Annotated in this window: 9 protein-coding genes and 1 pseudogene; 6 read left to right on the top strand and 4 right to left on the bottom strand. The window is 67.7% G+C overall.

What is annotated here, in order from left to right; all coding sequences use genetic code 11:
• From sdhA to FUT87_RS19120, 4 genes and pseudogenes are all read right to left on the bottom strand, one after another.
• A pseudogene (gene sdhA, locus FUT87_RS19135) lies at window positions 1-1,498 on the bottom strand (succinate dehydrogenase flavoprotein subunit); the annotation flags it as partial.
• A gap of 3 nt (window positions 1,499-1,501) precedes the next feature.
• Window positions 1,502-1,864 carry a succinate dehydrogenase, hydrophobic membrane anchor protein gene (sdhD, locus tag FUT87_RS19130; RefSeq protein WP_147242056.1) on the bottom strand — a complete coding sequence of 121 codons (363 nt, stop codon included), beginning with the start codon at window positions 1,862-1,864 and terminating at the stop codon, window positions 1,502-1,504.
• A 75-nt stretch (window positions 1,865-1,939) separates the two neighbouring features.
• Window positions 1,940-2,380, bottom strand: coding sequence for a succinate dehydrogenase, cytochrome b556 subunit (gene sdhC / locus FUT87_RS19125; RefSeq protein ID WP_147242055.1), 441 nt, complete (start codon window positions 2,378-2,380; stop codon window positions 1,940-1,942).
• Between the two features lie 126 nt (window positions 2,381-2,506).
• Entirely contained in the window at window positions 2,507-3,289 is a 783-nt protein-coding gene (locus FUT87_RS19120) for a GntR family transcriptional regulator (RefSeq protein WP_091724144.1), read from the bottom strand.
• 256 nt (window positions 3,290-3,545) lie between these two features.
• Between FUT87_RS19120 and FUT87_RS19115 the strand changes: the two genes are divergently transcribed.
• The 6 genes from FUT87_RS19115 to FUT87_RS19090 form a co-directional block, all read left to right on the top strand.
• Window positions 3,546-4,532, top strand: a complete 987-nt coding sequence (locus FUT87_RS19115; protein WP_147242054.1) for a malate dehydrogenase — start codon at window positions 3,546-3,548, stop codon at window positions 4,530-4,532.
• Window positions 4,533-4,655: 123 nt separating this feature from the next.
• Entirely contained in the window at window positions 4,656-5,666 is a 1,011-nt protein-coding gene (locus tag FUT87_RS19110; protein WP_147242053.1) for a CoA ester lyase, read from the top strand.
• 296 nt (window positions 5,667-5,962) lie between these two features.
• Window positions 5,963-6,526 carry a hypothetical protein gene (locus tag FUT87_RS19105; protein ID WP_091724141.1) on the top strand — a complete coding sequence of 188 codons (564 nt, stop codon included), beginning with the start codon at window positions 5,963-5,965 and terminating at the stop codon, window positions 6,524-6,526.
• Between the two features lie 229 nt (window positions 6,527-6,755).
• Complete coding sequence (locus FUT87_RS19100; RefSeq protein ID WP_147242052.1) at window positions 6,756-7,013, top strand: AbrB/MazE/SpoVT family DNA-binding domain-containing protein; 258 nt, start codon at window positions 6,756-6,758, stop codon at window positions 7,011-7,013.
• A gap of 4 nt (window positions 7,014-7,017) precedes the next feature.
• On the top strand, window positions 7,018-7,455 hold the full coding sequence (locus FUT87_RS19095) for a type II toxin-antitoxin system VapC family toxin (RefSeq protein WP_147242051.1): 438 nt from the start codon (window positions 7,018-7,020) through the stop codon (window positions 7,453-7,455).
• A gap of 50 nt (window positions 7,456-7,505) precedes the next feature.
• Window positions 7,506-9,339: bifunctional aconitate hydratase 2/2-methylisocitrate dehydratase (locus FUT87_RS19090; protein WP_147242050.1), on the top strand; the 1,834-nt coding region annotated here is incomplete at its 3' end.

Here is a 9,339-nt window from a genome sequence, read left to right as displayed (position 1 = left end):
CCGCTCGCGGATGGCGGCAACGGCGGTGACGCCCTCGTCCAGCAGCGCCTGGGTGCGGAACACGCCGGCGTGCGACTGCATCGCGGCGCGCAGGTCGTTGGCGACGTTCTGCGCGTACTCGCCGCCGGTGTTGGATTCCAGGCGGGCCAGGCGCGCCAGCGTCTGGTCGGCGGCGTCCTTGGGCAGCGGCTTGTGGGCCTTGCCGGCGGCCTTGAAGCCCTTGTGCGCCTCGACGATGTGGTTGCCGGCGGCGCGGCCGAAGACCACCAGGTCCAGCAGCGAGTTCGTGCCCAGGCGGTTGGCGCCGTGCACCGAGACGCAGGAGCACTCGCCCACCGCGTACAGGCCGTTGACCACGCTCTTGTGATCCTCGCCCTTCTGGACGACGACCTGGCCGTTGACGTTGGTCGGGATGCCGCCCATCTGGTAATGGATGGTCGGCACGACCGGGATCGGCTCCTTGGTGATGTCGACGTTGGCGAAGTTGTGGCCGATCTCGAACACGGACGGGAGCCGCTTGAGGATGGTGTCGCCGCCCAGGTGGGTCATGTCCAGCACGACGTAGTCCTTGTTGGGACCGCAGCCGCGACCTTCCTTGATCTCCTGGTCCATGCAGCGCGAGACGAAGTCGCGCGGCGCCAGGTCCTTCAGCGTCGGGGCGTAGCGCTCCATGAAGCGCTCGCCGTTGGCGTTGCGCAGGATTGCGCCCTCGCCGCGGCAGCCTTCGGTCAGCAGCACGCCGGCACCGGCCACGCCGGTCGGGTGGAACTGCCAGAACTCCATGTCCTGCAGCGGGATGTCGGCGCGCGCGCCATGCCCAGGCCGTCACCGGTGTTGATGAAGGCGTTGGTCGAGGCCGCGAAGATGCGTCCCGCGCCGCCGGTGGCCAGCAGCACGGTCTTGGCTTCGAGGATGTGGATCTCGCCCGTCTCCATCTCCAGCGCGGTCACGCCGACCACGTCGCCCTCGGCGTCGCGGATCAGGTCCAGCGCCATCCACTCGACGAAGAAGTTGGTGCGGGCCTTGACGTTCTGCTGGTACAGCGTGTGCAGCAGCGCGTGGCCGGTGCGGTCGGCCGCGGCGCAGGCGCGCTGGACCGGCTTCTCGCCGTAGTTGGCGGTGTGGCCGCCGAACGGACGCTGGTAGATCGTGCCGTCCGGGTTGCGGTCGAACGGCATGCCGAAGTGCTCGAGCTCGTAGACCACCTTCGGCGCTTCACGGCACATGAACTCGATGGCGTCCTGGTCGCCCAGCCAGTCCGAGCCCTTCACGGTGTCGTAGAAGTGGTAATGCCAGTTGTCTTCCGACATGTTGCCCAGGCTGGCACCGATGCCGCCTTGCGCGGCCACGGTGTGCGAGCGGGTCGGGAAGACCTTGGACAGCACGGCCACGTTCAGGCCGGCGAGCGACAGCTGCAGCGACGCGCGCATGCCGGAGCCGCCGCTCCCACGATGACGACGTCGAATTTGCGCTTGGGCAGCGAGGTTCCGATTTGCATTTCTTACAGCCTCCAGAGCACTTGGATCGCCCAACCCGCGCAACCCGTCAACCACACCAGCGTGAACACATGCAGCGCCAGCCGCACGCCCACCGGCTTCACGTAATCCATCCAGATGTCGCGCACGCCGACCCAGGCGTGATACGCCAGGGAGACGATCAGCGCGAAGGTCAGGAACTTCATCCATTGCTTGCTGAAGATGCCGGCCCACAGGTCGTAGCCCAGCGGCTGGCTGGTGAACAGCACCTGCGCCAGCAGCACGAGGGTGAACAGCGCCATGAGCAGCGCGGTGGCGCGTTGGGCCATCCAGTCGCGCAGGCCGTAATGCGCACCGGTGACGATGCGCTTGCTTCCGTAGGTTGTCATTGTTGATTTGCCTCTTGGGTCAATCGTCGGGATTCATCCCGGTCGCGCGAGCCGAGCCGCGCGCCGGCGGCGGGATCAGTACAGGCCGAACAGCTTGGCGCCGAGCGCGATCGTCAGCACGATGGACAGCACCAGCGTCACGATGGCGCTGCTCTTGCCTTGCTGCTTGCTGACGCTGTGGGTCGCATCCATCCACAGATGGCGCACGCCCGCGATGAAGTGGTGGAGGTAGCCCCAGATCAGGGCCAGCGCGGCCAGCTTGATGAACCAGCCCGGCAGGAAGCCGATGCCCGAGACGAAGGCCGCGGTGAAGGTTTCGTAAGAGATCTCCGACGTGAGGCTGGTGTCGAACATCCAGATCACGAACGGGAGCAGGAAGAACATCAGCAGGCCGCTGATGCGGTGCAGGATCGAGACGATGCCCGCCGGCGGCAGGCGATAGCCAACGATCTGCGTGACATGGATGTTGGTGTAGACCGGTCGATTCTTCTTGGTGGCTTGGGTGGCGTCCGTCATGTCCGACCTTGTAATCAATGTGAAACCCGAAGATTTTATGGCAACGCAACACCCCGGAAGGGTGTCCTGGGCGCATGTCGTTTTCATGCGGTGCCATGAAAACGTCATCGCCGCAACGCGAATGCATCAGTTCAGGTCGTTGCGATAGAAGTGATGAGTAGTGTTGTAGAGGCCGCGGCGCAACTCCACCGGCTTGTCGCCGTAGGTGAAGGCCAGACGCTCGACGCTCAGCAGCGGACTGCCGGGCGCCACCTGCAGCAGCGCGGCGGCGTCTTCCTCCGCCGCGACCGCCCGGATCTTTTCCTGCGCGCGAATCATCGGCACGCCGAATTCGGTTTCAAGCAGGCTGTAGAACGGCCCGCGATGCTCCAGCAGCCGCTCCGCCGTCAGCCCCTTGAACAGGGCGCCGGGCAGCCAGATGTCGTCCAGCACGACCGGCTGGCCGCCGCTGTGCAGCAGGCGGCGGATCTCGATGACCGGATCGCCGGCGCGCAGCTGCATCAGCTTGGCGATGAAGGCCGGCGCGCGCTGGCGCTTGCAGTCCAGCAGCTGGCGCCCGAGCGAGGCGGCGGCATCGCCGTCGGGCGTGAGGCGCAGGAAGCGGTATTGCTGCTGCTGTTCCGCATGGGTGGCGACGAAGGTGCCCTTCCCTTGCTTGCGGACCAGCAGGTTGTCGGCGGCGAGTTCATCGACGGCCTTGCGGACGGTGCCCTGGCTCACCCCGAAGCGGGCGGCCAGGTCCATCTCGCTGGGGATGGTCTCGCCCGCCTTCCACTCGCCGGCCTGCAGGCCCTTGAGGATCAACCCCTTGATCTGGCGATACAGCGGGCTGAACGACGGCGCGGCTTCCGCGCGCGCCAGCTCATTGAGCGGCGTGACGGGGTGAACCGGGGCGGCGGGGGGCGACATGGGGCGCGATTCGAGCACAACTGCGGTGCGAGCGTCCATCCTGCGAGGGGAGTCCGAGGAGATTAGTCTTATATAAGACACAAGAGTGTCAGTTTCACGCAATGGTCGCCCGCTAATTTGGGGGCGACTCCCCACACCGGTGGGCGAAGAAGACCCTATCGCGATCCGTGCCGCCACCGTGCTGGCCTACACTTGCCGCCGCTGGCGCGGACCGCGCCTCCCGCATCATTCACTCGCACTTCCCCGGAGACTTCTGATGAGCAAGAAACCCGTTCGCGTCGCCGTCACCGGCGCCGCCGGCCAGATCGGCTACGCCCTGCTGTTCCGCATCGCCAGCGGCGAGATGCTGGGCAAGGACCAGCCCGTCATCCTGCAGCTGCTGGAGATCCCGGACGAGAAGGCCCAGAACGCGCTCAAGGGCGTGATCATGGAACTGGAAGACTGCGCCTTCCCGCTGCTGGCCGGCATCGAGGCGCACAGCGACCCGATGACCGCCTTCAAGGACACCGACTACGCGCTGCTGGTCGGCGCCCGTCCGCGCGGCCCGGGCATGGAGCGTTCGGACCTGCTGGCCGCCAACGCCCAGATCTTCACCGTGCAGGGCAAGGCGCTGAACGCCGTGGCCTCGCGCAACGTCAAGGTGCTCGTGGTCGGCAACCCCGCCAATACCAACGCCTACATCGCGATGAAGTCGGCCCCGGACCTGCCGGCCAAGAACTTCACCGCCATGCTGCGCCTGGACCACAACCGCGCCGCCTCGCAGATCGCCGCCAAGACCGGCAAGCCGGTCGCCGGCATCGAGAAGCTGGCCGTGTGGGGCAACCACTCGCCGACGATGTACGCGGACTACCGCTACGCCACCATCGACGGCCAGTCGGTCAAGGCCCTGATCAACGATGAAGAGTGGAACCGCACCACTTTCCTGCCGACCGTGGGCAAGCGCGGCGCCGCGATCATCGCCGCGCGCGGCCTGTCGTCGGCCGCCTCGGCCGCCAACGCCGCCATCGACCACATGCGCGACTGGGCCCTGGGCACCGACGGCAAGTGGGTCACGATGGGCATCCCGTCGGACGGCTCGTACGGCATTCCGAAGGAAGTCATGTTCGGCTACCCGGTGACCGTCGAGAACGGCGAATACAAGATCGTCCAGGGCCTGGAGATCGACGCCTTCTCGCAAGAGTGCATCAACAAGACGCTGAACGAGCTGCTGGAAGAGCAGAACGGCGTCAAGCATCTGCTGTAAGCCGCGCGAGGGTCCGCAGGGGCCCGCGCACCGCTTCCGCTGAGCGACACTCGACGGGCCGGCCTTTCGCAAGAAGGCCGGCCCTTCTTCCTTCCAGAGTTCAACCCCTCCCGCCGTCATCGCATGAGCACGCTCCTCCACCCCGCCGACGCCCTGTTAGAAGACGGCCAGGCGCCCGTCGTCCTGCCGGTCGTCGACCATTACTGCGGCGTCGAGGCCCGCATGATCAAGAGCCTGGAGCTGCAGGCGCGGATGGGCCCGGTCTTCGACATCACGCTGGACTGCGAGGACGGCGCACCCGTCGGCGGCGAGGCCGAGCACATGCTGCTGGTGCTGCACCTGCTCAACGGCTCGCTCAATGCGCATGGCCGCGTCGGCGTGCGCGTGCATCCGTTCAACCACCCGGCCTTCGAAGCGGACGTGGAGGCGGTCATCGCCGGCGGCGGCGAGAAGCTCGCCTTCCTGATGATCCCCAAGCCCGAAGGCATCGCGGACCTGGACCGCGCCATCGCCTTCATCGACGACTGCCTCAAGCGCCACGCGATCCGCAAGCCGCTGCCGCTGCACACGCTGATCGAGACCCACGGCGCGCTGCGCGACGTGATGGCGATCGCGGCACACCCGCGCATCGAGTCGCTGTCGTTCGGGCTGATGGACTTCGTGTCGGCGCATCGCGGCGCGATCCCGCGCTCCGCGCTGACGGTCGAGGGCCAGTTCACCCATCCGCTGGTGCGGCGCGCCAAGCTGTCCATCGCGGCGGCCGCGCATGCCTATGCGAAGACGCCGTCGCATTGCGTGGTGACCGAGTTCAAGAGCGAGCGCGCCATCCAGTCCGCCGCCGAGCGCGCCGCGCGCGAGTTCGGCTACACGCGGATGTGGAGCATTCATCCGAACCAGATCCAGCCCATCATCGATGCCTTCGCGCCGAGCGTGGCCGAGATCGACGAGGCCATCGAGATCCTGCAGGCCGCCCAGGCGGCGCAATGGGCGCCGATCCAGCACCGCGACATGCTGCATGACCGCGCCAGCTACCGCCTGTTCTGGCACCTGCTGCAGCGCGCGCACGGCACCGGACAGAACCTGCCGACGGAGGTCGCGCAGGCCTGGTTCGCGCCGCGGCCGTCGCCGCTCTGACGCGTCGACGCCGCAATGGCGGGCCGGTCGCACGCCGGGCGCAACAATGTGCAATCGCCCATCCGTGCAGCACTTCACGCGCCGCGGACCACCACGGCGAAAAAGCGGCGTCACGCCTCGCGCCGCGACGCGCACAACCGGTGAAGACCCTAGCGTCGATCAACGGTTTGACACATTAAATGCGGGTTTTGCGGGACGAGGCCGCGGTGACAATTGCGCATCGCCGCCTGTCGGCGTTTGTTTTTCGGCCACCTGCATCGGCTGGTGTTTCCAGGCCCCTCTTCCCCATTCCCAGAATGCGACTGACCGCCCTCCTCCTGTCCGGCGCCGCTGCCGCCGCGCTGACCCTGACCGCCGGCCTCGCCGCCGCTCAGCCCGACCCGAATGCCGGCAGCAAGGCCGCACCGGCCAAGGCGGCGAAGCCCGCCGCCGGCAAGTCGACGGCCAAGAAGCCCGCCGCCAAGACCCCGCCGCCCCCGCCCCCGCTGCCGGAGGCGAACGAGGAGCAACTGGCCGCCGCCAAGCGCGCCTACCTCGGCCTGTACGAGTGCGAATTCAAGCAGTCCGTCACCATCGCTCCCGATGAGAAGCACGCCGGCTACATCAACGTCGGCTTCAAGAAGGACACCTTCACGATGAAGCCGGTGCTGTCGTCGACCGGCGCCCTGCGCCTGGAGGACGTCACCGGCCGCACGCTGATGGTCCAGATCGCCAACAAGTCGATGCTGCTGGACGTCAAGGCCGGCCAGCGCCTGGTCGACGAATGCGTCCACCCGGAACAGCGCGCCGCCATCGAGGCCGCCCGCGCCGCGTCGGCGCCCGCCGGCCCCGGCCTGGGCATCGCGCCGAGCGCGAACTGAGCCTCGCGCCCCGACGAAGCCGCCCTCGAGGCGGCTTTTTCACGCCCGTCCGCCGCCGCTTCCCCCAGCGCGGACCTCGGGCTTGCGCACGCCGGGCTGGATTTCGCGAGCCGAAAGTACGTACAATTCATGCATACTTTCCGATTCATACCGCACCGGCGACCGGCCGCGGGCGGTCATGAAATCGCCAAGGCCGTCGCCTAATCTCCCAGGATCGCCAGGAGCCCGCATGGAAGCCACCGTCGCCGAACGAGGTCAGATCACCCTGCCCAAGGCCGTGCGGGACGCCCTGGGACTGACCAAGGGCACCACCCTCAAGGTGGAACTCGACGGGGCCCGCATCATCCTGCGCAAGAACGTCGACGACGCCATCTCCCGGGCCCGCGGCCGTTTCAAGCTGCCCGAAGGCACCTCGACCGACGACGTCATGCGCGACCTGCGCGGTCGCACGCCCGACCAGTCCTTCGACGAACCCACCGACGCCTGATCCGATGATCGCCGTCGACAGCTCCGTTCTCATCGACCTCCTGGGCGACGCCCCCGGCGCCGACGCCGCCGAGGCCGCGCTGCGCCTGGCGCTGTCCAGCGGCCCGGTGGTGCTGTGCGACGTGGTGCTGGCCGAAGTCACGGCCGGCCTCGGGCACGGCTCGGAGGTGATGGACGCGCTCGAGGAGATGGGCCTGCGCTTTCTGGCCATCGACCAGCGCGCGGCGATCCGCGCCGGCGAGATGCAACGCAAGTTCAAGCAACGGCTGGCCCACAAGGGGGCGCCTTCCGGCGCGCCCGAGGCCGCCGCCACGCGGGCGATGCCCGACTTCCTGGTGGGTGCGCACGCGATGTTGCAGTGCGACGGCCTGATCACCCGGGACCAGGGCTTCTTCCGAGACTATTTCAAGGGCCTCAAGGTCATCGTGCCCAGCGCGCCGTGACCGCCGAGACCCGCTCTTTCGACCCAAGCAGAGACCACACTGGAGTTCGCATGCTGCAAGCCTATCGCCAACATGAAGCCGAACGCGCCGCGCTCGGCATCCCGCCGCTGCCGCTCGACGCGAAGCAAGTCGCCGAGCTGATCGAGCTCATCAAGACCCCGCCGGCCGGCGAGGAGGCCTTCCTGCTGGATCTGCTGACGCACCGCGTGCCGCCGGGCGTGGACGATGCCGCCAAGGTCAAGGCCAGCTTCCTGGCCGCCGTCGCGCACGGCGACCTGAAGGTGGGCCTGATCTCCAAGGCCAAGGCCACCGAACTGCTGGGCACCATGGTGGGCGGCTACAACGTGCATCCGCTGATCGAGCTGCTGGACGACGCCGAAGTCGCCGGCGTCGCCGCCGACGGTCTGAAGAAGACCCTGCTGATGTTCGACTACTTCAACGACGTCGCCGCCAAGGCCAAGGCGGGCAACGCCAAGGCCAAGGAAGTGATGCAGAGCTGGGCCGACGCCGAGTGGTTCACCTCGCGTCCGGAAGTCGAGAAGAAGATCACCGTCACCGTCTTCAAGGTGCCGGGCGAGACCAACACCGACGACCTGTCGCCCGCGCCCGACGCGTGGAGCCGTCCGGACATCCCGCTGCATTACCTGGCGATGCTGAAGAACACCCGCCCCGACGCGGCCTTCAAGCCCGAGGAGGACGGCAAGCGCGGCCCGATGCAGTTCATCGAGGACCTGAAGAAGAAGGGCCACGTCGTGGCCTACGTCGGCGACGTCGTCGGCACCGGCTCGTCGCGCAAGTCGGCGACCAACTCGGTGATCTGGGCCACCGGCCAGGACATCCCCTTCGTCCCCAACAAGCGCTTCGGCGGCGTGACGCTGGGCGGCAAGATCGCGCCGATCTTCTTCAACACGCAGGAAGACTCGGGCTCGCTGCCAATCGAGGTCGACGTGTCCAAGCTGGAGATGGGCGACGTCATCGACGTGTTGCCCTATGACGGCAAGCTGGTGAAGAACGGCGAGACCGTGGCCGAGTTCAAGCTCAAGAGCGACGTGCTGTTCGACGAAGTGCGCGCCGGCGGCCGGATCAACCTGATCATCGGCCGCTCGCTGACCGCCAAGGCGCGCGAGTTCCTGGGCCTGCCCGCCTCCACCCTGTTCCGCCTGCCGCAAGCCCCGGCCGCCTCGAGCGCCGGCTTCACGCTGGCGCAGAAGATGGTGGGCCGCGCGGTCGGCCTGCCGGAAGGCCAGGGCGTGCGTCCGGGCACCTACTGCGAGCCCAAGATGACGACGGTCGGTTCGCAGGACACGACCGGCCCGATGACCCGCGACGAGCTGAAGGACTTGGCCTGCCTGGGCTTCTCGGCCGACCTGGTGATGCAGTCCTTCTGCCACACCGCCGCGTATCCGAAGCCGGTGGACGTGAAGACGCACCGCGAGCTGCCCGCCTTCATCTCCAACCGCGGCGGCGTGTCGCTGCGTCCGGGCGACGGCGTGATCCACAGCTGGCTGAACCGCCTGCTGCTGCCCGATACCGTGGGCACCGGCGGCGACTCGCACACCCGTTTCCCGATCGGCATCTCCTTCCCGGCCGGTTCGGGCCTGGTGGCCTTCGGCGCCGCGACCGGCGTGATGCCGCTGGACATGCCGGAATCGGTGCTGGTGCGCTTCAAGGGCGAGATGCAGCCGGGCGTGACGCTGCGCGACCTGGTCCACGCGATCCCGCTGTACGCGATCAAGGCCGGTCTGCTGACCGTGGCCAAGGCCGGCAAGAAGAACATCTTCTCGGGCCGCATCCTGGAGATCGAGGGCCTGCCCGACCTGAAGGTCGAGCAAGCCTTCGAGCTGTCCGACGCCTCGGCCGAGCGCTCGGCCGCCGGCTGCACGA

This window comes from Mitsuaria sp. TWR114, from assembly GCF_007997345.1.
The sequence above is the reverse complement of the archived record's forward strand: the minus strand, read 5'-3'. Positions and strand labels throughout refer to the sequence as shown.